The organism is Kosakonia radicincitans DSM 16656 (assembly GCF_000280495.2).
In the GTDB taxonomy this organism is placed as follows: domain Bacteria; phylum Pseudomonadota; class Gammaproteobacteria; order Enterobacterales; family Enterobacteriaceae; genus Kosakonia; species Kosakonia radicincitans.
Genome location: NZ_CP018016.1, coordinates 2,888,922 through 2,912,300, shown reverse-complemented (window position 1 = coordinate 2,912,300; position 23,379 = coordinate 2,888,922). Strand labels below are relative to the sequence as shown.

Here is a 23,379-nt window from a genome sequence, read left to right as displayed (position 1 = left end):
CTCCTTATTGCCACGGTGCGCGGGAATGGGTTTGCGGCCAGACCGGGCTTTCCATGGTCAGGCAGAGCTGTTCGGCCAGCGTGACAATGCCGCGGTAACCGGCAAAGGCGTGCTCGCGCTCCTGATTGATATCGAGGAACGGCAGCCGCGCTTTGTAGGCGGTATACATATTGCGTCCCCCGGCGATCATCATGTCCGCCTGGTAGCGGTAAACCACGTCCAGCAGCGAGCGGGCGTTGCCTTCATCAAGCATCAGCGCGTCGGTCCCCATCAGTTCGCGGATGCGCTGTTTATCCTCTTCGGTGGATTTGCGCGTACCGGTCGCCACCACTTCCATGCCCAGATCCTGAAGCGCCGAGACCACCGACCAGGATTTCACGCCGCCGGTATAGAGCAGCGCTTTGCGCCCGCGCAGGCGTTCACGCAGCGGGGCCAGCGCCTGCTCTGTTCGTTGTTCTTCACGGGCAATAAGCTGTTCGGTACGCTGCATCAGATCGCGGTCTCCGGTCAGCGCCGCCAGTTGACGTAGGGCGTCGGACGTGGCGCGAACACCATAAAAGCTGCCTTCAAACCACGGCGTGCCGTAGCGCTGCTCCAGCGAGCGGGCGACATTGATCAGCGCCCTGGAGCAGACCAGCATATTGACCTGCGCCCGGTGTAGCGTCTGGATCTCACTGAAGCGCCCGTCGCCGGAGAGGCTGCCGAGCACGCGAATGCCCAACTCATCAAGCAGCGGCTGGATGTGCCAGAACTCCCCGGCAATATTGAATTCGCCAATCAGCCCGATATCGTGGCGATGCGCCGGGGCAAACGGCGTATCTTCCGGCCACGGCGCAGGTTCACGCCCGCCAATGACCTTTTTCACCATCACTTCACCGGCCAGCCGGTTGCCGAGATTTTTGCTGCCGTAAAACCCGGCGACATCAACGGCAATCACCGGTACGCCGGTGGCGGTTTCTGCCGCCTGGCAGACGGCTTCGATATCGTCGCCCTCCATCGCCGGTACGCAGGTGTTATAGATAAAGACGGCGGCCGGATGGTAGCGGTTGACGATATGGCGCACGGCATGGAACAGGCGGCGTTCGCCGCGCCCCATGATTACATCCTGTTCGCTCAGATCGGTGGTAAAACCCAGCCGGTTGATCGTCGGGCCAGAACTGAAGCTGCCACGGTTATCCCATGAGCTACCGGTACAACCAATGGGGCCGTGCACCAGGTGGGCAACATCGGAGAGTGGCAGCAGGGTGATCTGCGCACCGTCAAAGGCGCAACCGCCCGCCGTCGCGCCGGGTTTCGGCGCACTGCAGCCGGATTTCTGTTTGTGGTTGTGCTCGCAGGCAGGTTCATCGAGCAAAGCCAGGATCTCGTTCCCCTTCATCTTCACCTCATCATCTGGTTGGGTTGTAGCAGAAGGTGCAATTCGCGAGCCAGTAATGAGTGATTGATTTTTAAGAGAAAAAAAGTGTCGGTTTTGCAACAAAGCAGACAATTGGCGCAATGTTCACGCAAAAAAAATCCCCCGAAGGGGATTGATTCAGAACACCCGTTCTTCCAGTGGGTTGGCGCGCTCAAGGCGTTTTGCCAGCCACGGCGGCAGTTGCCCGTTGAGTAGCGTTTTAATGGCGTCGCACTGCGAGGTAATGGTCTGGCCTGGGGTGACTTTCATCGGATGGATATTGTGGCGGATCAGGCGGGCAGCGGCGGGGCCGCCAATCGCTTCGCAAAACAGCAGATGGCAATCGCCGAGCAGTTGCGCGCGGCTCTCGTTGGGCTCTTTGTCCTGCGGGCTGGCGGCGTAACGACGTAAGTCATACAGCCAGCCACCCTGATCATCAAAGGCATAAATAAAAAACAGCCGCCCCTGGCCGAAATGACCGTTGATTGCCAGCCCATCCTGCGAGCAGAAGGCGACAATCAGCTGCGGGCGACGCGCCGTGTGGTCGAGCACGCGCAAGTGGGTGGGCAGATCGCCTTTCAGGCACGCGTTTACCCGTGCCCAGCGCCCGGCGGACATTAATGCGTCCTCGTGAGGAAAGCGCTGCTCCAGATGGCGTTGATCCAGCGAGGCCAACAGCTCCGGCGTCAGCGCCTCATCGCAGTCGCCGGTCAGCCACGCCATGATTTGCGCGGGTTGCAGTTCCGGCAGCGCCTGGAACAGCGCCAGCATTCGCCAGAAAAGGGTATCGTTGTCGGACATAGCGCATCTCCTTATACCAGGGCGTCGCGGGTGGCGCGCAGGCTAATGGGAAATGAGGGCCGTCCCGGTTGCAGATTGACGTAATAGCGGCGACCGCCCTCAAGAGAAATCGCACCGCCCCAGCGTTCCGGGGTGTCGTGCTCAACGTCCAGGATTTTCGCTTCCAGATCCTGTTTGGCGATATAGCAGTAGAGATCCGCGCCGCGCTGGCGAATAGTAACGACCGGCATAGTGCCTCCCTGAGCCCCGCGCAAGGCGGGGCTGTGATGGTTAACGGATAAGATCGAAGCTGTAGTCGGTTTTGCCGAGCTTGATAGTCTCTCTGTCGACTTTCTCCAGCACCGCATTAACCAGCGTGGTGAGGATACTCATAGCCCCTTCGTAACCCCAGGTGGTCTGGCGGTGCAGATGGTGGCGATCGAACAGCGGGAACCCGAGGCGGATCAGCGGCACTTCAAACTGCTCACCCTTCGCCAGCGTATCGCGCTGGATAAACTTGGCGTAGGAGTTGCCGATCATAAAGTCCGGCTGACGGGTAAACATCAGCGAGCGGAAATGCCACAGATCGCAGTTGATAAAGACTTCGCTCTCTTTACCGTACGGCGAGGCTTCAAGCATTTTCTTCATCGCTTTCTGCCAGCGTTTGCTGCCGTTATGGCACAGAATCACCGTCGGTTCGCAGCCCAGTTCCAGCAGGAAGCGGGTCAGCCCCATGACAAAATCCGGGTCGCCGAACAGGCCGAATTTCTTGCCGTGTAGCCAGGTGTGGGAGTCGAGCATCATGTCCACCAGCCGACCGCGTTCCAGCGCTAAGCTATCCGGAATGGCTTTGCCGGTTAACTGGCTTACCGTCATCAGCAGCTCGTCGGTTCCGGCCAGCCCCATCGGGATTTGCACTTCGGTCGCGGGCTGGTTCCAGCTTTCCTGCACCACTTTTTTGGTTTTCACCAGTTGCCAGGGTTGCAGCAGCAGGGTGTCGATAGCGTCAGGCGCTTCGCGCATCTCCTGCTGTGTCGTGCCGCCAGCGTACATGTGGTAATGCCCGTCTGCCGGGGTATCCAGCACTTCGGAGGGATCGGAGAGCAGACTACATGGCACCTCCATTTGCTCCATCATGCGTTTCAGCACGCGGAAATTGCCGAGATAGGTTTCAAATCCGCTGACCAGATTGATACGCGGTAACTTGCCCGGTTGCCCGCTGTAATCGGCGGTAAAGGTACGGGCAAAGCCCTCAAACATATTGTCCCAGCCGGTGACATGGCTGCCGATAAAGCTTGGCGTATGCGCGTAAGGCACCGGGATCGCCGCGTCGATAAAGCCGTCTTTTTTGGCGTTAGCAATAAACGCCTGCAGGTCGTCGCCGATGACCTCCGCCATACAGGTGGTGGAGACGGCAATGATTTCCGGCTTGTAAAGAGCGCTGGCGTTCTGCAACCCGGTGTTCAGGTTGTTGTTGCCGCCGAATACTGCCGCATCTTCCGTCATCGAGTCAGAAACACAGGCAATCGGCTCTTTAAAGTGACGGTTAAAATAGGTGCGGAAATAGGCCACGCACCCCTGGGAGCCGTGAACATACGGCAGGGTATTGGCAAAGCCCAGCGAGCACAGTACCGCGCCCAGCGGCTGGCAGGCCTTGGCCGGATCGATGGTCAGCGCTTCGCGTTGAAAGTTAAGCGCTTCATACTCTGCGGTGGTGGTCCATTGAAAGACCTCCTGCACGCGCGCCGGATCGTGGGCCTCTTCCAGTTGCCGTTTATCTTTAAACAGCATCTGGTACGCATCCTGTTCAAACAGCGGATGACAGTTTTGAATTTTCTCAGCACTTTGGCTCATGGTGTTCTCCTCCCGCGCCACAAATCGGTGAACAGACGGGATAGCAGGATTAAAATCAGGCGGATTTCAGCCACGGCGCGGTCAACTGGCCCCACGCGGGGTTGTTGATCGTCATATCCATATCGCGGGCGAAGATGGCAAAGCCGTCATAACCGTGATAGGGGCCGGAGTAATCCCAGGAGTGCATCTGACGAAACGGCACGCCCATTTTCTGGAAGATGTACTTCTCTTTAATACCGGAGCCGATCAGATCCGGCTTCAGCGCTTTAACAAAGGCTTCCAGTTCATAACTGCTGGCATCGTCGAACAGCAAGGTGCCTTCTTTCAGATCCGGCAGGGTGCGGTCGTAGTCATCGTTGTGGGCGAATTCATAACCCGCAGCGATAATTTCCATCCCCAGATCTTCATAAGCGCCAATCACATGGCGAGGACGTAAACCGCCCATATACAGCAGCACTTTGCGGCCTTCCAGGCGCGGACGGTATTTGGCGATGATGGCGTCGTTCTGCGCCTGATATTTGGCGATCACCGCTTCAGCGTTGGCGCGAATGGTGTCATCAAACATATCGGCGATTTTGCGCAACGACTCGGCGACTTTGGTCGGGCCGAAGAAGTTGTACTCCATCCACGGAATACCGTGTTTCTCCTCCATATGGCGGGAGATGTAGTTCATCGAGCGGTAGCAGTGCACAAGGTTGAGTTTGACGAACGGCGTGTTCTCCATCTCAACCAGCGTGCCGTCGCCGGACCACTGCGCTACCACGCGCAGGCCCATCTCTTCGAGCAAAATGCGCGAAGCCCAGGCATCGCCGCCGATGTTGTAATCGCCGATGATCGCCACGTCATAAGGACCGGCCTCAAACGGCTTGCCTTCGCGGTTATCCAGTACCCAGTCGCGGATCACGTCGTTGGCAATGTGGTGACCGAGTGACTGGGAAACGCCGCGAAAGCCTTCGCAGCGCACCGGAATGACCGGTTTATTGATGGCTTTGCGGCTGGCGTTGGCAACGGCTTCAATGTCGTCGCCAATCAGGCCGACCGGGCATTCGGACTGAATGGAGATCCCTTTGGTCAGCGGGAACAGCGTCTCCATCTCTTCAATCAGTTTGGCCAGCTTTTTATCGCCGCCAAACACGATATCGCGCTCCTGAAAATCGGAGGTGAAGTTGAGCGTACCGAAGCTATCCACACCGCTGACGCCGGTGTAGTAGTTACGCCGCCCGGCGCGGGAATACTGACCGCAGCCGATCGGGCCGTGGGAGATATGGGCCATATCTTTGATCGGCCCGAATACCACCCCTTTAGAACCGGCGTAAGAGCAACCGCGCACGGTCATCACGCCGGGCTGCGACTTACGGTTGGAGATGATGCATTTCCCGACGCTTTCCATCTCCGGGTCGCTCACCATCATGTGCTTTCTGCGTTCTTTGCGCGTTTTTTCCGGAAAGATCTCCAGCACTTCCTGGATGATCTCCAGATTACGTTCGCCTGTTGCATTGCTCATAGTTGTCTTCCTGTTGGCGGGCGTGCATCAAACCGCGTTTTCTTCTGCGGCGGTTTTACCGATAATGCTGGCGTCTTCCACATCCATAATGCCGAACTCCATCAACAACTCTTCCAGTTCGTCCATGGTGATGGGCGTTGGCACCACCATTTTGGTGTTGTTGACGATCTTGTTCGCCAGCGAGCGGTATTCGTTGGCCTGGTTGCACTTCGGATCGTACTCAATCACCGTCATACGGCGGATTTCAGCGCGCTGTACAATGTTGTCGCGCGGAACGAAGTGGATCATCTGGGTGCCGAGTTTTTCTGCCAGCGCCATGATCAGCTCATCTTCACGGTCTGTCTGACGGGAGTTACAGATCAGCCCGCCAAGGCGCACTTTGCCGGATTTGGCGTATTTCACGATGCCTTTAGAGATGTTGTTGGCAGCGTACATCGCCATCATTTCGCCGGAGCAGACGATGTAGATCTCCTGCGCTTTGTTTTCGCGAATCGGCATGGCGAACCCACCGCACACCACGTCGCCCAGCACGTCGTAAAAGACGAAATCGAGGTCGGGAACATAGGCGCCTTCTTCTTCCAGGAAGTTGATAGCGGTAATCACCCCGCGACCGGCACAGCCAACGCCTGGTTCCGGGCCGCCGGATTCTGCGCAACGCACGTCGCCGTAACCGATTTGCAGCACATCTTCCAGTTCCAGGTCTTCCACGGAGCCGACTTCAGCCGCCATCTCCATAATGGTGTTCTGCGCTTTCGCGTGCAGGATCAGACGGGTGGAGTCTGCTTTCGGGTCGCAGCCGACGATCATTACTTTCTTGCCCATCTCCGCCAGAGCGGCGACCAGGTTTTGCGTGGTGGTGGATTTACCGATACCACCTTTGCCGTAAATGGCGCATTGACGCATGGTCATGGTGTTTCTCCTGTTGGTTGTGTGAGTGGCGATTGCCTCACTCTGTTGTGCAGGGAACATACCAGCCGTGCCATTTCATTTAATTTATTGATTTTAAAAGCATTGATGTTTTCGCTGTCGCAAGAGGAGGGACAAAGAGTAAACAATCGCCTTACCAATTGTTCGAAACAGAACAATTCCGCACATCGTTTCTGTACGTCGGGGTACAACCCACGGCGTGCGACACTTTGTCGGCAGTTCAACAGGATGTCGCGTCCACTGTCTTGTTTCATGCAACCATTTTGTTGCGGTTAGCTTTAATACATTGTTTATAAAGGGATAAATGAGCTGGCACAGGCTGTGCAACGGCGTCAGGGAGATGACCTCTTACAGTCGAGGAATGAGCAATGTCCGGAAAGATGAAAACAATGGATGGCAACGCGGCAGCGGCATGGATTTCGTATGCCTTTACTGATGTCGCCGCGATTTACCCCATTACCCCCTCAACGCCGATGGCGGAAAACGTCGATCAGTGGGCGGCTGACGGCAAGAAAAACCTGTTTGGCCAGCCGGTGCGTTTAATGGAGATGCAGTCAGAAGCGGGTGCGGCCGGTGCCGTACACGGTGCGTTGCAGGCCGGGGCGCTGACCACCACCTATACCGCTTCGCAGGGGCTGCTGTTAATGATCCCCAATCTGTACAAAATCGCCGGTGAGCTGCTGCCCGGCGTGTTTCACGTCAGCGCCCGCGCGCTGGCAACCAACTCGCTGAACATTTTCGGCGATCATCAGGATGTGATGGCGGTTCGCCAGAGCGGCTGCGCGATGCTGGCGGAGAGCAACGTTCAGCAGGTGATGGATCTCTCGGCGGTAGCGCACCTCTCCGCCATTAAAGGCCGCGTACCTTTTATTAACTTCTTTGATGGTTTTCGTACTTCTCACGAGATCCAGAAAATTGAAGTGCTGGAGTATGACGATCTGGCGCCGTTGCTGGATACCGACGCGCTGAACCGCTTTCGCCGTAACGCCCTGAACCCGGATCATCCGGTGATTCGCGGTACCGCGCAAAACCCCGATATCTATTTTCAGGAGCGGGAAGCCGCCAACCGCTACTACGATGCGCTGCCGGAAATCGTCGAAAACTATATGGCGGAGATCTATCGCCTGACCGGTCGTGAATACCACCTGTTTGATTACTACGGTGCAGACGATGCCGAACAGATCATTGTGGCGATGGGGTCGGTATGCGACACCATTTCCGAAGTGGTGGATGCGCTAATCGACAGCGGTGAAAAAGTGGGCCTGGTAACGGTGCATCTGTTCCGGCCTTTTTCGCTGTCGCACTTCTTTGCCAAAATCCCGAAAAGCGTCAAACGCATCGCGGTGCTCGATCGCACCAAAGAGCCGGGCGCGCAGGCGGAACCGCTGTGCCTGGATGTGAAAAATGCGTTTTATCACCAGCATGACGCGCCGCTGATTGTCGGCGGGCGCTATGCGCTGGGTGGTAAAGATGTGCTGCCGGGGCATATTGTCTCGGTGTTTGAGAACCTGAAAAAACCGCTGCCGAAAGATGGTTTTACAGTGGGGATTTTCGACGATGTCACGCACACGTCGCTGCCGGTGCCTTCTCATGAGGTCCACGTTTCCCGCGAGGGGATCACCGCCTGTAAATTCTGGGGGCTGGGTTCCGACGGTACGGTCAGCGCCAACAAGAGCGCCATCAAGATCATCGGTGATAAAACGCCGATGTATGCGCAGGCCTACTTTGCCTACGATTCGAAAAAATCCGGCGGCATTACCGTTTCGCACCTGCGTTTTGGCGAACGGCCGATTACCTCGCCATACCTGATCCACCGCGCGGATTTTATCGCCTGCTCGCAGCAATCCTACGTCGACAAGTACGATCTGCTGGAGGGGCTGAACCCTGGCGGCACATTCCTGCTGAACTGTACCTGGTTTGGTGAGGAGCTGGAAGCGCGGCTACCAAACAGTATGAAGCGTTATATCGCCCGTCAGGGGATCCGTTTTTACACCCTCAATGCGGTGGATATTGCCCGTAAACTGGGGCTGGGCGGGCGCTTTAACATGCTGATGCAGTCGGCATTCTTCAAACTGGCGGGGATTATTGATCCGCAAGCGGCGTCCGATTATCTGAAGCAGGCAGTCGAGAAATCCTACGGCAGTAAAGGGCAAAAAGTGGTGGATATGAACAATGCCGCCATTGATCTGGGGATGGAAGCCATCCAGGAAGTGATGGTGCCGGAACGCTGGGCGACGCTGGAAGATGACGCGGTGGAAGAGACGCGGATGATGCCGGATTTTATCCGCGACATTCTGGAACCGATGAACCGGCAGAATGGCGACAAACTGCCAGTCAGCGCCTTTGTCGGTATGGAGGACGGGACATTCCCGACGGGAACCGCAGCGTGGGAGAAACGCGGCATTGCTTTGCAGGTGCCGGTGTGGAACCCCGAAGGCTGTACCCAGTGCAATCAGTGCGCCTTTATCTGCCCGCATGCCGCCGTTCGTCCGGCGCTGCTGAATCAGGAAGAGCGCGATGCGGCGCCGGTAGCGTTGTTGAGTAAAGCGGCGCAGGGGGCGAAGGATTACGACTATCATCTGGCCATTTCGCCGCTCGATTGTTCCGGCTGCGGCAACTGTGCCGATATCTGCCCGGCGAAGGGGAAAGCCCTTACGATGCAGCCGCTGGAGAGCCAGTTAGCGATGCAACCGGTGTGGGATTATGCGCTGGCGCTCTCGCCGAAAAGCAATCCGTTCAACAAAACCACGGTCAAAGGCAGCCAGTTTGAAACCCCGCTGCTGGAGTTTTCCGGTGCCTGCGCAGGCTGCGGCGAAACCCCGTATGCGCGGCTGGTGACGCAGTTGTTCGGCGATCGCATGATGATCGCGAATGCCACGGGGTGTTCGTCGATCTGGGGGGCCAGCGCGCCGTCAATTCCGTGGACCACCAACCATAAAGGGCAAGGCCCGGCGTGGGCTAACTCGTTGTTTGAAGATAACGCCGAGTTTGGCCTGGGGATGATGCTTGGCGGGCGCGCGGTACGTGAACAACTCGCCAGTGATGCGATGGATGCACTGGCTGCGCCGCACAGTGAGGCATTACAGCAGGCGTTACGCCAGTGGCTGGAGAGCAAAGATCGCGGTGAAGGCACGCGCGAGCGCGGAGAGCAACTGAGCGCGCTGCTGGCGCAGGAGAAGGGCGACGATCCGCTGCTGAACCGCATGTACCAGAACCGCGACTATTTCGCTAAACGTTCGCAGTGGATTTTTGGCGGCGACGGTTGGGCGTATGACATTGGTTTTGGCGGCCTCGATCATGTGCTGGCCTCCGGCGAGGATGTGAATATCCTGGTGTTTGATACCGAGGTGTACTCCAACACCGGTGGTCAGTCGTCGAAATCGACGCCGGTTGCGGCGATTGCCAAGTTTGCCGCCGAAGGCAAGCGGACGCGCAAAAAGGATCTCGGCATGATGGCGGTGAGCTACGGCAATGTGTATGTCGCGCAGGTGGCGATGGGTGCAGATAAAGCCCAGACGCTACGGGCCATTGCCGAAGCGGAGGCATGGCCTGGCCCGTCGCTGGTTATCGCTTATGCGGCCTGTATCAACCACGGTCTGAAGGCCGGGATGGGATGCAGTATGCGCGAAGCAAAACGCGCGGTGGATTCCGGTTACTGGCATCTGTGGCGTTATAACCCGCAACTGATGGCGAAGGGCAAGAATCCGTTTATTCTCGACTCCGACGAACCCGAAGAGAGCTTCCGCGACTTCCTGATGGGCGAAGTGCGTTACGCCTCGCTGGGCCGCACCGCGCCGGAACTGGCGGATCAACTCTTCGAGCAAACCGAGCAGGACGCGAAGCAGCGTTTCGCGCAGTATCAGCGAATGGCGGGGGAGTAAACGGTAAATTTTACCCGGTAATGTTGCGTTTACCGGGTATTCGGACCACGGAGAGACGCCATGCGTATTCGCGCATGGCGTTATTTTTTTTGTTCCGGTATATCTGCACCATGACGAGAATATTAAAACTAATCATCCGCTGCTATTCTGTAGTCCACAATTATGCTTTGTTCTATGGTTATCAGATATTATTTTGTGTCCTGAATTGCCTTAAATCTCTTTTCCCGCCGGAGTTTAAAGACCCTCAGGATGAGGCAAAAATAGATAAACTGTACTTTCATTGGGTTATAAGGAATATATTATGAAATGTGCATTGGTTTATGACTTTGATGGCACTTTGGCTGACGGAGATTGTGCGCAACACGGTCTTATGCCTGCTTTAGGGATCAATGATGTTGGCGCGTTCTGGCAGGAGGTAAAACAACGCGCAGCAGAAAATGATGGCGATGAAATTCTTTCTTATCTTGGGTTGTTAGTTGAAAAAGCATCACAGACAAATCCACAAGAGCTGAGCGTCAATAATCTCAAAAAACATGGTAAATCCATTCCGCTATATCCTGGGGTTGCTGATTGGTTTGACCGGATTAACAAATATGCGGATGACAATGGGCTGGAACTCTGCCATTACATTATCTCCAGCGGACTTGATGCGATGATTCGCGGAACGGCAATAGGTGACAAATTTCGCATGATTTTCGCCTGTAAATATCACTATTCCGCCAATGGCACTGTAGCTATCTGGCCCGCTCAGGCGATTAATTACACGACAAAAACACAGTTTCTTTTTCGCATAAACAAAGGGATTGATAATTCCTGGGATAATGAAGCGGTAAACAGATTTATCGAGCCTGAACTGCGAGAGATACCGTTTCAGCGAATGATTTATTTTGGCGATGGCGATACGGATATTCCGTCAATGAAAATGGTCCGCTATCAGGGCGGTGTCTCACTTGCCGTTTTTGACCCGGATAAATGGAAGACAACAAAAACGCAGGGAAAAGTTGAAAAATTGATAGCAGAGGAACGCGCCAATTATGTCGTGCCTGCCATTTATGAAGAGGGTAGCCAGTTAGATGTCACGGTGAAAGGGCTGCTGCAATTGTTTAAGCGTAAATACGCTAGCAAAGAGTCGTTGAGTAAATAATCAATTTAATGCGCGCTGCGCCGTCAGGGCGTTCTGAACCAGTTCCAGACCTGAGGCTGGTTGCAATATTTGTCGGCCCGGTAAGCGTCACGCTACCGGGCATGAGTGATGGTCAATCGGCCAGGCCTTTTTCACCGGCTTACATGCACCTGCGGCACATTGTTGCGGATAAAGCTGCCGCCGAGCGCGCGTTCAATTTGGGCGGCGAGCTGTAGCAACTGGCCATCGTTGGCCTGGCGGGTTTGAAAATGCATGCCCAGCGGAATGCCGGATTGCTGCCAGGCGAGCGGGATCGAGATCCCGGCGGTGCCGGTCAGGCTGGCGAGCGGGGTGTAAGAGAAGATATCCCACAGGTTGTAGAACCAGTCCATCACATCCGGGTTATCGCTCAGCGTCAGGTATTTTTTCTCGCCCATCAGCGGCGTCGGTTTGGAGAACGTTGGCGTCAGGATCATGTCCCACTGCTGGAAAAAACGCCCCAGATCGCGCGATACGGTGTTAAAGGCATCCTGCATTTTCCAGCGTTCGCTGTAGGACATATCAATGCCTTTCTGCCAGAGACGAATGTTGATCGGCTCCACCAGATCCTCCGGCGGCGAACTCAGCCCTTTTTTCTCCAGCAGACGCTGAATAAACTGCGCAAAGTTACTGATATAGCAGGTGGTTTGCGCCTCAAACGCCTGCGCGAAATCAACCTGCGGCGTCACCCATTCAACGTGGTGGCCCAGTTCTTCCAGCAAACGCACGGTGCGCTCCAGTTCGCTGACAAAATGCGCATCGGAACGGTAGTTGCCCCACTCGTGGGAGACGGCAATACGCAGCGGTGCAGGATCATGCTTAATCATCTCGCTGTAGGGCTGTTTGCTTTCCCAGTAGGGCATAAACTCGCCCGGTGCGCCGCCACGGCAACTGTCGATAAACCGCGCCGTGTCGCGAACGCTGCGGCTGACGCAGCCCTGCGTGGAAACAAAGCCGGTAATATCGGAAAGCGCCGGGGCGATGGATAACACGCCGCGCGAACTTTTTAATCCAATCAACCCGTGGGAACCCGCCGGGATGCGAATCGAGCCGCCGCCGTCCGTGGCATGCGCCAGCGGTACGATTCCCGCCGCGACTGAGGCGCAAGAACCGGCCGACGATCCGAAGGTGGTATAGGCCGGATCCCAGGGATTGCGGGTCACATAAACTTCCGGGTTTTCCACCGAGCCGCAAACGCCAAACTCCGGCGTAGTGGTGCGGCCCATAATGTTCAACCCTGCGGCGCGGATTTGCGTGGTGAGAAACGCATCTTCCGCCGGACGGTTGCCCTGCATAAATTTCGAGCCTTGCTCCTGTAGGCGGTTTTTCACGCCGGGGCCGAGATCTTTCATCAGAAACGGCACGCCGCGAAATGGGCCGTCGAGCCGCGTGCCGTCGGTCTGTGGCGCGGCGATCGCATCATCAAACAGTTCCACCACGGAACCGATTTGCGGGTTGATCAGGCTGACGGCGGCCTGCGCCTGCTGCGCCAGTTCGGTAGCGCTGATCTCACCTTGCTGCACCCGTTCTGCCAGCGCAGTGGCATCGTGCGCTGCCCATTCTTGCCAGTTCATGACGGTTTTCATGGCTTCCTCCTTGATTACTGAACGGTGGTGCGACGGCGCGCCAGCAAAGGCTGCGGAGCTTTACGCTCTTTCAGCATGACGGTGGCGGCCAGACAGAGAATATTGGCGGCAATCAGGTAGTAACCAGGAGAAACCGGGTTGCCGGTCACTTTGATCAGCCATGAAAAGACAATCTGCGCGGTGCCGCCAAACAGCGTAATGCCAAAGGCAAAGGCGATAGAAAAACCGGTGGAACGCACATATTTCGGGAAGTTTTCGCACAGCACGACGAGCACGCCGGAACCGCTGATACATTGCAGGGCGGCAAAGACGGTGATCACGCTATAAAACACCATTTCGCTGCGCCAGGTGTTGATGATCTCAAGCCCCGGCAGTAACAACAGCAGCAGGATCAGACGTGGAGCAATGATGGTCATCTTTCTGCCAACGCGATCCGCCATCCAGCCGCCGACCAGCGAAAAGACCACCACGCAGACGCCTATCAGAATCGTGGACGCCATGGCGCTGCCCGGCGTAAACGCCAGTTCGTTGAGCGCGTAAGTGGTCATATAGTTGAGAAAATATTGGGTGATGGTGCTGCCGGAGAGGATAAAAATCCCGGTCAGCACCAGCCCGCGATAGTTCTTCACCACTTCACCGAGCAGACTGCCGGTGGAGTGGCTGGCTTCGCTGTTGTCAGACTGATAAGTCTCGCGCAGATTGCGGCGCAGATAGATGGCGATAGGCAGGATCAACAGTCCGAAGGCGAACGGCACGCGCCAGCCCCAGGCGGCGAGGTCGTGCGGTGACAGCAATACGGTGAGCGTATAGCCAATCACCCCCGCGCTGATGCCTGCCAGACCCTGGGCGACAATCTGCCAACTGGTATAGAAGGCACGTTTGCCGGCGGGCGCGGCTTCCATAATAAACGTAGTTGCCGGGCCAGCTTCGCCGCCCCAGGCCAGCCCCTGCAACATGCGCACCAGTACCAGTAAAACCGGTGCGGCCATGCCAATGGTTTCATATCCCGGCAGGAAGACTAAGCCGCCGGTGCCGATGGTCATAAATACCATGGTTAATAACATTGCCGGTTTGCGCCCAACGCGATCGGCGTAACTGCCTATAAAAATGGCGCCCAGCGGCCGGACAATAAAGCCGATGCCAAATACTGAAACGGACAATAACAAACTGGTAAATGGATTATCCGAAGGAAAGAAAACATGGCCGATCATCACTGCAAAGGTGGCGTAAGCGCTGAAATCAAAAAATTCGACGGCGGCGCCCAGGACAACGGCGATCACTTCTTTACGCGTCGCTTTTGGCGGCGTGGCTGCGGGATTTATTTCGTTTGCCATAAACAGTCTTCCTCAGGGGTTGAGACGAATTAACAACATGGCTGAGATATAACAAGCGCAGATAATGTTCACTATCACAATTGTGCAGGAGCAGTGCGTAAAAAATGTGCTCACTGGAGGGCGGGGAATATAAATAAGAAAATAGTATTGCTTTCCCTAATTTTTTGAATTATCTGATATTTTTGTTTTTATCCGGCGATCTGTATTGACTGGCAGAAAATAACTTTCCTGGCTCTGCACTTAAACTGTGCTTTCATTTCGTTAGCAGTGCGTAAATATTTTTCGCAAAAGATATATCATCATGATGATTATTAAACGGTTTTTTCTCCCTGCAAGATAAAAACCAATCCTGTTTTTGCACGATAATTGTTCGTCGTGCCTGTTTACAGTGCAGCAGCGAGGAAAAATAAAGGATTGCCCCGCTGATTTGTCAATCTGAACACCGGCGTAATAAGGTGACAAAAGGGGTAATAACGGCAATACAGGGTGGAGAAATATGCAATTACGCGCGCTGCGCTATTTTAGCCAGGTAGCGAAATCCAGTTCGTTGCGTGATGCCGCCGATAAATTGTTTGTCGCGCCGGGCGCCGTCACGCGGCAAATCGATATTCTGGAACACCATTATGGCGCGCCGCTGATCGAGCGCACGCCGCGCGGTATCAAACTGACGAGGGAAGGGGAGTTTCTCGCCCAGGCCGTGGATGCCACCTTACGCGAACTGGATGCGGTAAAAGAGCGCATCTCCAGTACGCAAAGTGTGGTGTCCGGCACGGTGCGTATCTGCGCGGCAGAGAGCCTGATCGCCGCCTTTATCGCGCCGGTTATCTGTACTTTTCGCCAGCGTTACCCTGCGGTTTCGTTTGAAATCGATATTGGCAGTGCGCCGCATGTCGCCGAACATTTAATCAGCGGTCATGCCGATGTGGCGCTGGCGTTTTATATGCCGGTCAGCGCGGAGCTGCAGGTGACGCACTACTGCGCGTTGCAGCACAAAGTGTTGATGGCGGCACATCATCCGCTGGCGAAGAAAAGCCTGCTGACGCTCACCGATCTTGCCCGTCATCCGCTGGCTATTCCACCTGCCAACTATGCGGTGCGGCAACTGCTCGAATCCGCCGCCCGGCGCGAGAATCTGCATTTTGATTTGTGTTATATCGCCAGTTCGCTGGAAGTACAGAAAGCGCTGGCGCGGCAAGGGCTGGCGCTGTTGATCCTGCCGCAACTGAACGTTAATGACACCACCGGGCACGAGGATTTTGTCGCCGTGCCGCTGGCGGACCCGCTGATGGGCACAGTGAAAGTGGATCTCTGCCTGCCGCGCCAGCGCACACTGTCGATGGCGACACGTATCTTCCATCAAATGCTGGCTGAACAAATTGACAGGCAGAATGGGTCGTTCCAATACTGAGATGTCACGTTATTTCAGGAACTGCTTATGAGTGCGAAGACCGCCATACCGTTTGTCATCCGCAACTTTAATACCCTTGAGATGGAGCATTTTGTTCGCCCGCCGCTGTATGAATCCCTGGGCGGTTCGCTGACCAAAGGCACCGCCGCCAGCAAGCTCGGCGCGTCAATCGATACGTTGCCGCCGGGTAAACGCTGCTGCCCGTTTCATCTGCATCATGCGCAGGAAGAGATGTTTATCGTGCTGAACGGGCGTGGAACACTGCGCATTGGCGATGAGGAGCGGGCGATTGAAGAGGGCGATATGATCTGTATTCCACCGGGAAAGGCATGGCCGCATCAGATTATCAACACGTCCGATCAACCTTTACGCTATATCTCGATCAGCACCATGGAAAGCCCGGAAATTTGTGAATACCCCGACGCTGATAAATTCCTTGCCAGAGCGCGCATCAACGGCAAGGAAGATTTTCGCCGGGTTGATTTTCGCGGTGAGGGCGTGGATTACTGGGAAGGGGAAAAGTAAAACGAACGCCGGAGGTTTTGCCCCGGCGCGCGATTTAACGGCACTTCTGTGTATTCGATTATCCCCAGATTAGCCCCATATGGCTGCCAACAATTCCGCTGCCGCCACCGACGAGAACCAGTTTGTCACCCGGTTTAAGCTGCTGGCGCTCTGCCAGTATGTGCAGCCCAACGGTTGCGTTGCCGCTGATCAGGTTGCCCATGGTGCTGATGGTTTCCACAAACAGGGCCGGGTCCACATCCATATAACCGGCCATTCTCTGGATTTGCGAGGTCGAGGCCTGGTGTGAAACGCAGGCTTTAATGTCGTTGCGGCTCCAGCCGAGGTGATCCATAAACGCCGGAAACATCGCTTCGCCCATGCTGATGGCTTCGTCCACCAGCGGCGTCATCCACACCTTTAATAAATGATCGGAACAGGCCGGGCCGCTGGTGCTGTAGTGATAATAGTGCGAGCGGGATTCTTTCATAAATCCCATAAAGCCGACATGCGGATCTTTTTTCGCCCCGACGATCATTGCCGCACCGCAATCACCGACATTTAACCCTGCGCAAAGCTCCATAAAAAGTTCGCGGTCCGTGGTTTGTTGCAACCTGTTTATTGCTTCATGCCGCATGCGATAGCTGGTTTCACCGGTGACAATTAAGCCGTATTTAACCTGGCCCGCCGCAATGAGCGCATCCATAATATGCAGAGCATCTTCAAAACTGTGACAGGCATTACTGACATCAAACGCGGTGGGAATATTTGCGCCCAGTTTATGCGCCACAATATGTGCGGTTGCCGGTTCGTGGAAATCGCGAAATACACCGGCAAAAATCAACGCGTCAATATCGGCTAATTTGATTTCGGCATGCGCCAGCGCATCACGCGCGGCACGTACGGCCAGATCGGAGGGTTGCAGATGATCATCGGCGACGCAGCGCTCCCGCACGCCGGTCAGCCGCGCCAGCCAGTTGCGATTCAGGCCGAAGCGCTGTGGTGAATCGAGTTGTTCCATCAGCTCCCGGGAACTTATCCGGCCTTCCGGGAGATAAACACCGGTACTGATAATACGTGTGTGACCGGGTGAGCAGGTATATTTTGGATGGTTGCTCATTAAATTATTCCTCCGTAGGGTAAAGATGAACGGGATATTTATTCCTTTATCCCGCCAGTAATTAAAGTAATCGTAAAGTGGCGCTTTTCTTTTTATAATATTTCAGTGGTAATGCAATATATTATTTCCTGAAAAAATCCTAAAAAGATTATTGGCATGGTGAGTAACAAAATGGCAAAGGCGTATACGTCAACAAATAACGGCGCTTTCTCATCAGTATTTTCGCAACGGTAATATTTGCAAGTGTGTCAATAACAGGGCTACAGAATCTGATAGATGTATGCGGCGACGGGAAGGCGTAAGCTGTCAAACATAAAATGTCCGTAAAATTAAATGAGGTTCAGCATGGAACTACCGAAGGTCCCACCCACTGACGAAACCGGAGAACGGGGTGTTCTTATGGTCAGAGAAAAGGTGCTCAAGCTGGGGCATATATTTCGGGAAACCACCGCGCGTGATTATGGTATTGATGGCCAGATAGAAATCGTGACGTCAGAAAATGGCGTAAAGTATGCGTCAGGTAAGCTGCTGGCCGTGCAAATCAAGTGCGGTCCTTCTCATTTCAGATTCCCCAATGACGATGGCTGGGCTTTTTACTGTAAAGCCCCGCACATCAATTATTGGCGGGAACACTCGTTGCCGGTGATTCTGATTCTGTGCGATCCCGAAACAAACCAATGCTACTGGGAATGGATAACCCAACAGGCCACTCGTCCGACGTCAAATGGGGCGTATATCCAGGTACTGAAGAGTAAAACGCTGGATAACACTGGCGGCGAGCTTGAAAAGATTGCCCGACAAAGGAGCATGGACGTCAAAAGCACTGACACGTTTATCCTGCCGTTAAACGATAGCTACGCCATCGATCTGCCGGATGACGAGATTGCCGTTTTATGTTCAGAAATTTCGCTCGCTTACAGCCGCAAACGTGATGTTCATATCGATATCGGTTTTACCGTCGAAGATTTTTGCCTGAATGAACTCAATGGACTTTACGACAGCGGCAATCTGACGGTTGAACAGCGGCAGAAGCGCAATGAGTATGAACAGGCGATGGACTGGTTCACCATGCAGCGAGAGGCGTTATCGTCCGGGATTGAGCTGCTATTTACCGAAGGGTTAACCCGGCTGGGTTTTATCAGTTCAGGTCACTGGGAGCCGGTAGCAACAGCGTTGAAAGCTTTTGTTGATTACCATATTTATCAACGACTTGGGCGTCATCGCCCGGCTGGCATGGCGCTGGATGCTTATCCGGGTAATGGCGTCAACACGCCGGTCGCGCGGATCTATCTCGATGCGGATCAGGAGCTGGCGCTTTATAAAAAATTCTCGCCCGTTCGCAACGCGCCAGCTTCAGCGGAAAAAGTGACGTTGCCGGACAACCCCTTTTGGTTTTATGGCGCGATACTGGCGGAAATGGGGCACGATCTCACATACCAACGCGTTCTCCCGGCAGTGATCTCAGCGCTGGTGAGTCATTTCCGCAACAACGCTATCAGCCCGGAAACCTTCTTTTCCTCAGCGGCAGGCGATTTGCAGGGATGGCAGGTGGGGCTGGCCTGACCGCTGTCGGTTTGCGGAGACGGCGGTCAGGCGCTAAACGCTAACAAAATGGCTTACCAGGCGGCGCTCGCAGATCTGATGGATCATCAGTGCCGGCGGATCGCCCACTGGCGGCAGGCGTTGCGCATCCAGCATCAGCGGGTTTGCCGGGCAGATGGAGCCGCAAATATAAGCCGGAATCCCGGCAAAGGTAGCGCTCATCGGGCGGTGAACGTGCCCGCTGCACAGCGCCAGCGGCGGGAACGGCAGGGTGTGAAGCAACTGGCGCAGTTCCTCTGCGCCATCGCACATCGCGCCATCAAGCGGTGCGATGCCGCTGGGGAACAGGTGCTGATGCAAAAACAGCAGCGCCGGTTGCGGGCTGGCGGCGAGAGCGCTTTTCAGCCACGGCAGATGCGGGCGGATATCGCCCCGGATTTCGCCCGCGACGGTCACATCCAGGCCAATGACCGCCACGCCGTCAAGCTGCTGGCAAAAGTGCATTGCGTCAGCGGCGTGATGATGGATAAAGGCGGGCAGGCTGGCGCACATCACCGCTTTATCGTCGGCATTGCCGGGGATAATGTGTGTGCGGCAGTACAACCGTTGCAGTTCTGCGGCAATCGCCAGATAGCCTTCGTGCCAGCCATCATCGGTTAAATCCCCGCTCACCACCAGCAAATCAGGTTGCAGGGCGAGCAGCCAGTCAATGGCATTATGCAGTCGCGCGAGGTTATCGTTATCGGGCGCGGCGTGAATATCACTGAGCTGAGCAATCAGCATCTCTCCTCCGGTGTGGTTCTGTGCAGCCCGAAGTATGGCAGGCAGGCGCGGGTAAACGCACGAAATTTGCGAATACAGGTGTAGCAGATGCACCCGGAGAGCGATGCTTAGCGATCTTTTTTATTTTAATAAGAGAGATAACGCATCTTCCGGCGTCTTAATATTATTAACGCCTTGCCCGGTTTTGCTCCCCATTGCTAGTATTTGCTCAGAATATACTTAAGGTTGCAGATCTGGTTGCAACGCCTTTAACAATGGAATGTACCGAGGTTTATATGTATTTGATTGAGTTAAATGATGACGATCTGGAGAGTATTATTTCAGATTCGGAGTACTTTACCGCCAGCGAAGACGAGTATTTTACTGCCGATGAAAACAATGCTGAATCAATGTCGAGTTTTTCGCATTCAGTATATACAGCGCCGTCATCTTCGCGACAATCCTCATTATCCGGCTCTGTTAAATATTACCGAAAACATGTCAGTAAATCAGATACGATCAGTGAAATTAAAAAATGGATAGTTGATGAAACGGAGCCAAGGAACAAATACCGTCTCAACAAGCATATTCACGTTGAGCCGCTGTATATGAAAAACTATTATATGTGGCGACGGCTTATTCGTGCCGGAAACCATCCGCGAGATGCCGCTAAATTGATGGGCAGTAAATTTTGTTATAAACAGGTCAAACAGAAAAAAAGTATCCAGCTCTTCAGTATCCGCTTAAGTGACGAAGACCGTGTTTTTTTTATGATTCAGGAAAAAGAGCGGATTGTGAAAATACTCAATATTGGTGGACACTCCTTCGGTTAATTCAAAAAAGCGATTACGCCACGGCACGTATTGCGGCTATAAACGCCCTGAGCGTCGCCGGAACGTGCCGGTGGCTGGCGTAGTAAAGGCACAACCCCGCAATCGGCGGGCACCACGCTTCAAGAACCTGCACCGCCAGCCCGTCGTTGAGCGCCTGGCGGGCATACGGTTCCGGCACATAGGCGATGCCCAGTCCCAGCACGACCGCTTCCACCATCAGCGCACTGTTGTCCAGACACAGCGTGCCGGGCACATTCAGCGTTAGCGGCTTATCGTCGCGCATAAATTCCCAACGATAGCGTTTGCCGCCCGGCAGACGCTGCGCGATGCAGCGGTGCTGCAATAACGCTTCCGGCGTTTGCGGCGTTCCTGCCTGTTCAAGGTAACCGGGCGCAGCAATGGTGATAAAGCGGATGTCGCCGCCAAACGGCACGGCAATCATGTCGCGCGGCACCGCTTCCGCCAGCCGGACTCCGGCGTCGAAACCGGCGGCAACGATATCCACCAGACGGCCATCGGTGACCAGATCCAGCTCCACCTGCGGATGCGCGCGTAAAAAATCCCTCACCACATGCTGTAACAGCCAGCGCGCGCCGCCTTCATTGGCGTTGATGCGCAGCGTACCGTGCAGCTCCTGCGGCTGAAAACGGGTGCTGTCGAGCACATCGTCCAGCGCATTCAGCAACGGATCGAGCCGTTGCAGAAAAGCCGCGCCTTGCTGGGTCAGCGACACGCTGCGGGTCGTGCGGTGCAACAAGCGGACGCCCAGCCGGGTTTCCAGCGCGCGCATGGCATGGCTGAGCGCCGAGCGTGAAACGCCCAGCTCGCCCGCTGCCTGCTGAAAACTCTGCAAACGGGCCACAAGGAGAAACGCTTTCAAATCGCTAAGGCTGACATTTTTCATTGTTGAATTTTTTGCACCACTTCATGTCGATTGGTGAGTCTTATTCTAGCACTGACGACGGGGTAGGCTACAGATTCACTCACTTCAGGAGGTCACTATGTTGACATGGCTGATTACCGGCGCGTCTTCCGGGCTGGGTTTATCGATGACGCAAAAATTACTGGCGCGCGGAGACCGCGTTGTGGCCTGCGTTCGTCGTGCTGATGCGCTGAGCGATCTTCAGGCGCAGTATGGCGGGCAGTTGCATCTTTGCCGTTTTGACATGACAGATACCGCCGCGATGCGCGGGGAAATCGAGCGCGCCTTCAGCACGCTCGGCAGAATTGAACGGGTGGTGAGCAATGCCGGTTACGGGTTGTTTGGCGCGGCGGAAGAGGTCAGCGATGCGCAGATCGAACGGCAAATCGCCACCAATCTGACCGGCTCAATTCAGCTGGTGCGCGCGGTGCTGCCGTGGCTGCGGGCGCAGGGCGGCGGGCGAATTGTGCAGGTTTCATCAGAAGGCGGGCAGGTGGCCTATCCCAATTTCAGCCTCTATCACGCCAGTAAATGGGGCATTGAAGGGTTTCTTGAGTCGCTGGCGCAGGAGGTTAAACCTTTTGCGATTGATGTGGTGATTGCCGAACCCGGCCCGACGCAAACCGGTTTTGGCGGTGGCCTCGATCATGCCCGGCCGCTGGCGATTTATGATGCCACACCCGCAGGCGATGTGCGGCGCGGCATTGCCAACGGTGATTTCGCCATTACCGGCGATGCGGATCGTACGGTAGAGGCGATTATCGCCGTCGCCGACCAGCAAAACCCGCCGCTGCGGGTGCCGCTCGGCAGTATTGCTTACGATCATTTAGTGGCGACGCTGGGCGCACGGCTGCGTGAAATTGAAGGCCAGCGTGCGCTGGCGTACTCCGCAGATCGCACATAAATCAGCGCATCGACAACAGCGGTTTCGTTATCCGGCCCGGCTGGTGATAAAACGCGATTGCCTGTTGCCAGTCGGCAAACGGGAACAGCGTGACATCAGCGGGCGGATTTTTGCGCAGCCGCGTCCAGATATCGCTAAACGTCTGCTGCCACGCGCTGGCGGAAAGCGAGTCGAGATGGTTACGGATGTGAAACCAGTGCACCACCGGCAGGCGGCGCTGGATGCCGAACGGTTGCCCGGAGAGCAGGCCGTAGCTGATAAACTGCGCGTCGGTCGGCAACGCCTGCAATAACAGCCCGGCCAAATCGCCGCCGGTGGCGTCATACACTACACCCGCTTTCGCCGCCGCCTGGCGAATGGCGGCGCTGTCCGTTTCAGAAAGCGGGATCACGCCGCCTGCGGCCAGCCTGCTGGCGTGAATGGCGGAGCGATAAATCCCGGTCACGCTTTTCGCTCCACTTTGTCTGGCCCACTGCGCGAGGTAGCCTGCGCATTCGGAACCGGCGGCGGTCACTATCACATGCTGGCCTTGCGGTGGGTAGTGCGTCAGCATCATCTGCGCGGCCAGTGGATTAATATACGCGCGGGCGGCAAGGGCATCGTCGATATCATCGGGAACCGGCACGGCCAGTTCCGCCGGGCAGTCAACATACTGCTGCCAGGTGCCCTGGCCGAGTAAGGGCAGCACGCGTTTTCCCTGTAAATGCGCGGTTTCTGGCGTGGTTTCGCTGACCACGCCGACGCCTTCATACCCGGCAATCGCGGGCAGGATAATGCGGTGGCTGTAGGCTCCGGTAATCGGGATCAGATCCGAGGCATTGACCGGCGCCAGTAACATTCTGACGCGAAGCATGCCCGGCGCGCAGGGCTGTAGCGGGGTGGTTTCGGCGTACAGCGTGGTTAAGGGTTCTCCGAACGCGCGGTAGCGTAATGCTGTATTATTCATCTCTTCATTCAATG

General features: G+C 55.5%; 19 protein-coding genes. 7 read left to right on the top strand and 12 right to left on the bottom strand.

Annotated elements, in window-relative coordinates; all coding sequences use genetic code 11:
• Positions 1-4 precede the first annotated feature (4 nt).
• The 6 genes from nifE to nifH all read right to left on the bottom strand — a co-directional run bounded on the left by nifE (position 5) and on the right by nifH (position 6,443).
• Entirely contained in the window at positions 5-1,378 is a 1,374-nt protein-coding gene (gene nifE, locus Y71_RS13945) for a nitrogenase iron-molybdenum cofactor biosynthesis protein NifE (protein WP_007374969.1), read from the bottom strand.
• 156 nt (positions 1,379-1,534) lie between these two features.
• Positions 1,535-2,197: a NifB/NifX family molybdenum-iron cluster-binding protein gene (locus Y71_RS13940; protein ID WP_007374970.1), complete on the bottom strand. Its 663-nt coding sequence runs from the start codon at positions 2,195-2,197 to the stop codon at positions 1,535-1,537.
• Between the two features lie 11 nt (positions 2,198-2,208).
• Positions 2,209-2,427, bottom strand: coding sequence for a putative nitrogen fixation protein NifT (gene nifT / locus Y71_RS13935; protein ID WP_007374971.1), 219 nt, complete (start codon positions 2,425-2,427; stop codon positions 2,209-2,211).
• A 40-nt stretch (positions 2,428-2,467) separates the two neighbouring features.
• Entirely contained in the window at positions 2,468-4,030 is a 1,563-nt protein-coding gene (gene nifK, locus Y71_RS13930) for a nitrogenase molybdenum-iron protein subunit beta (protein ID WP_007374972.1), read from the bottom strand.
• A 55-nt stretch (positions 4,031-4,085) separates the two neighbouring features.
• Positions 4,086-5,534 (bottom strand): nitrogenase molybdenum-iron protein alpha chain, encoded by a 1,449-nt coding sequence (gene nifD, locus Y71_RS13925; RefSeq protein ID WP_007374973.1) that lies wholly within the window; start codon positions 5,532-5,534, stop codon positions 4,086-4,088.
• Positions 5,535-5,561: 27 nt separating this feature from the next.
• A complete protein-coding gene (gene nifH / locus Y71_RS13920) occupies positions 5,562-6,443 on the bottom strand; it encodes a nitrogenase iron protein (RefSeq protein ID WP_035885754.1) in 882 nt (293 codons plus the stop codon).
• A 386-nt stretch (positions 6,444-6,829) separates the two neighbouring features.
• Here nifH and nifJ point away from each other — a divergent pair, with 386 nt between their 5' ends.
• Together nifJ and Y71_RS13905 are read left to right on the top strand one after the other, a co-directional pair.
• Positions 6,830-10,342: a pyruvate:ferredoxin (flavodoxin) oxidoreductase gene (nifJ, locus tag Y71_RS13915; RefSeq protein WP_007374976.1), complete on the top strand. Its 3,513-nt coding sequence runs from the start codon at positions 6,830-6,832 to the stop codon at positions 10,340-10,342.
• A gap of 301 nt (positions 10,343-10,643) precedes the next feature.
• A complete protein-coding gene (locus Y71_RS13905) occupies positions 10,644-11,486 on the top strand; it encodes an HAD family hydrolase (RefSeq protein WP_007374978.1) in 843 nt (280 codons plus the stop codon).
• A gap of 131 nt (positions 11,487-11,617) precedes the next feature.
• Here Y71_RS13905 and Y71_RS13900 read toward each other — a convergent pair whose 3' ends face one another.
• Both Y71_RS13900 and Y71_RS13895 read right to left on the bottom strand, forming a co-directional pair.
• Positions 11,618-13,090 (bottom strand): amidase, encoded by a 1,473-nt coding sequence (locus tag Y71_RS13900; RefSeq protein WP_007374979.1) that lies wholly within the window; start codon positions 13,088-13,090, stop codon positions 11,618-11,620.
• Positions 13,091-13,104: 14 nt separating this feature from the next.
• Complete coding sequence (locus Y71_RS13895; protein WP_007374980.1) at positions 13,105-14,424, bottom strand: MFS transporter; 1,320 nt, start codon at positions 14,422-14,424, stop codon at positions 13,105-13,107.
• 496 nt (positions 14,425-14,920) lie between these two features.
• On the opposite strand from Y71_RS13895, the gene Y71_RS13890 reads away from it, so the two are divergent.
• Together Y71_RS13890 and Y71_RS13885 are read left to right on the top strand one after the other, a co-directional pair.
• Positions 14,921-15,832: a LysR family transcriptional regulator gene (locus tag Y71_RS13890; protein ID WP_007374981.1), complete on the top strand. Its 912-nt coding sequence runs from the start codon at positions 14,921-14,923 to the stop codon at positions 15,830-15,832.
• A gap of 27 nt (positions 15,833-15,859) precedes the next feature.
• Positions 15,860-16,357 carry a cupin domain-containing protein gene (locus tag Y71_RS13885; protein WP_007374982.1) on the top strand — a complete coding sequence of 166 codons (498 nt, stop codon included), beginning with the start codon at positions 15,860-15,862 and terminating at the stop codon, positions 16,355-16,357.
• 58 nt (positions 16,358-16,415) lie between these two features.
• Here the strand turns inward: Y71_RS13885 and Y71_RS13880 are convergent, their stop codons facing one another.
• On the bottom strand, positions 16,416-17,456 hold the full coding sequence (locus Y71_RS13880) for a 3-oxoacyl-ACP synthase III family protein (protein WP_007374983.1): 1,041 nt from the start codon (positions 17,454-17,456) through the stop codon (positions 16,416-16,418).
• A gap of 399 nt (positions 17,457-17,855) precedes the next feature.
• Between Y71_RS13880 and Y71_RS13875 the strand changes: the two genes are divergently transcribed.
• Positions 17,856-19,019, top strand: a complete 1,164-nt coding sequence (locus tag Y71_RS13875) for a DUF4365 domain-containing protein (protein WP_007374984.1) — start codon at positions 17,856-17,858, stop codon at positions 19,017-19,019.
• Between the two features lie 33 nt (positions 19,020-19,052).
• On the opposite strand, the gene Y71_RS13870 is transcribed toward Y71_RS13875, so the two are convergent.
• Positions 19,053-19,781, bottom strand: coding sequence for a metallophosphoesterase (locus Y71_RS13870; RefSeq protein WP_007374985.1), 729 nt, complete (start codon positions 19,779-19,781; stop codon positions 19,053-19,055).
• Positions 19,782-20,056: 275 nt separating this feature from the next.
• Between Y71_RS13870 and Y71_RS13865 the strand changes: the two genes are divergently transcribed.
• Positions 20,057-20,593, top strand: a complete 537-nt coding sequence (locus Y71_RS13865) for a hypothetical protein (protein WP_007374986.1) — start codon at positions 20,057-20,059, stop codon at positions 20,591-20,593.
• 13 nt (positions 20,594-20,606) lie between these two features.
• Here Y71_RS13865 and Y71_RS13860 read toward each other — a convergent pair whose 3' ends face one another.
• The gene (locus tag Y71_RS13860) at positions 20,607-21,497 is read right to left on the bottom strand and encodes a LysR family transcriptional regulator (RefSeq protein ID WP_007374987.1); all 891 of its coding nucleotides are present in this window, start codon (positions 21,495-21,497) and stop codon (positions 20,607-20,609) included.
• 97 nt (positions 21,498-21,594) lie between these two features.
• Between Y71_RS13860 and Y71_RS13855 the strand changes: the two genes are divergently transcribed.
• Positions 21,595-22,419, top strand: coding sequence for an SDR family oxidoreductase (locus tag Y71_RS13855; protein WP_007374988.1), 825 nt, complete (start codon positions 21,595-21,597; stop codon positions 22,417-22,419).
• A gap of 1 nt (position 22,420) precedes the next feature.
• Here Y71_RS13855 and Y71_RS13850 read toward each other — a convergent pair whose 3' ends face one another.
• The gene (locus Y71_RS13850) at positions 22,421-23,365 is read right to left on the bottom strand and encodes a zinc-dependent alcohol dehydrogenase family protein (RefSeq protein WP_007374989.1); all 945 of its coding nucleotides are present in this window, start codon (positions 23,363-23,365) and stop codon (positions 22,421-22,423) included.
• Positions 23,366-23,379 lie beyond the last annotated feature (14 nt).

What these genes read in the sequence shown, in the direction of transcription:
- nifE (WP_007374969.1), bottom strand. Translation starts at nt 1,378, where the DNA reads ATGAAGGGGAACGAGATCCTGGCTTTGCTCGATGAACCTGCCTGCGAG.
- Y71_RS13940 (WP_007374970.1), bottom strand. Translation starts at nt 2,197, where the DNA reads ATGTCCGACAACGATACCCTTTTCTGGCGAATGCTGGCGCTGTTCCAG.
- nifT (WP_007374971.1), bottom strand. Translation starts at nt 2,427, where the DNA reads ATGCCGGTCGTTACTATTCGCCAGCGCGGCGCGGATCTCTACTGCTAT.
- nifK (WP_007374972.1), bottom strand. Translation starts at nt 4,030, where the DNA reads ATGAGCCAAAGTGCTGAGAAAATTCAAAACTGTCATCCGCTGTTTGAA.
- nifD (WP_007374973.1), bottom strand. Translation starts at nt 5,534, where the DNA reads ATGAGCAATGCAACAGGCGAACGTAATCTGGAGATCATCCAGGAAGTG.
- nifH (WP_035885754.1), bottom strand. Translation starts at nt 6,443, where the DNA reads ATGACCATGCGTCAATGCGCCATTTACGGCAAAGGTGGTATCGGTAAA.
- nifJ (WP_007374976.1), top strand. Translation starts at nt 6,830, where the DNA reads ATGTCCGGAAAGATGAAAACAATGGATGGCAACGCGGCAGCGGCATGG.
- Y71_RS13905 (WP_007374978.1), top strand. Translation starts at nt 10,644, where the DNA reads ATGAAATGTGCATTGGTTTATGACTTTGATGGCACTTTGGCTGACGGA.
- Y71_RS13900 (WP_007374979.1), bottom strand. Translation starts at nt 13,090, where the DNA reads ATGAAAACCGTCATGAACTGGCAAGAATGGGCAGCGCACGATGCCACT.
- Y71_RS13895 (WP_007374980.1), bottom strand. Translation starts at nt 14,424, where the DNA reads ATGGCAAACGAAATAAATCCCGCAGCCACGCCGCCAAAAGCGACGCGT.
- Y71_RS13890 (WP_007374981.1), top strand. Translation starts at nt 14,921, where the DNA reads ATGCAATTACGCGCGCTGCGCTATTTTAGCCAGGTAGCGAAATCCAGT.
- Y71_RS13885 (WP_007374982.1), top strand. Translation starts at nt 15,860, where the DNA reads ATGAGTGCGAAGACCGCCATACCGTTTGTCATCCGCAACTTTAATACC.
- Y71_RS13880 (WP_007374983.1), bottom strand. Translation starts at nt 17,456, where the DNA reads ATGAGCAACCATCCAAAATATACCTGCTCACCCGGTCACACACGTATT.
- Y71_RS13875 (WP_007374984.1), top strand. Translation starts at nt 17,856, where the DNA reads ATGGTCAGAGAAAAGGTGCTCAAGCTGGGGCATATATTTCGGGAAACC.
- Y71_RS13870 (WP_007374985.1), bottom strand. Translation starts at nt 19,781, where the DNA reads ATGCTGATTGCTCAGCTCAGTGATATTCACGCCGCGCCCGATAACGAT.
- Y71_RS13865 (WP_007374986.1), top strand. Translation starts at nt 20,057, where the DNA reads ATGTATTTGATTGAGTTAAATGATGACGATCTGGAGAGTATTATTTCA.
- Y71_RS13860 (WP_007374987.1), bottom strand. Translation starts at nt 21,497, where the DNA reads ATGAAAAATGTCAGCCTTAGCGATTTGAAAGCGTTTCTCCTTGTGGCC.
- Y71_RS13855 (WP_007374988.1), top strand. Translation starts at nt 21,595, where the DNA reads ATGTTGACATGGCTGATTACCGGCGCGTCTTCCGGGCTGGGTTTATCG.
- Y71_RS13850 (WP_007374989.1), bottom strand. Translation starts at nt 23,365, where the DNA reads ATGAATAATACAGCATTACGCTACCGCGCGTTCGGAGAACCCTTAACC.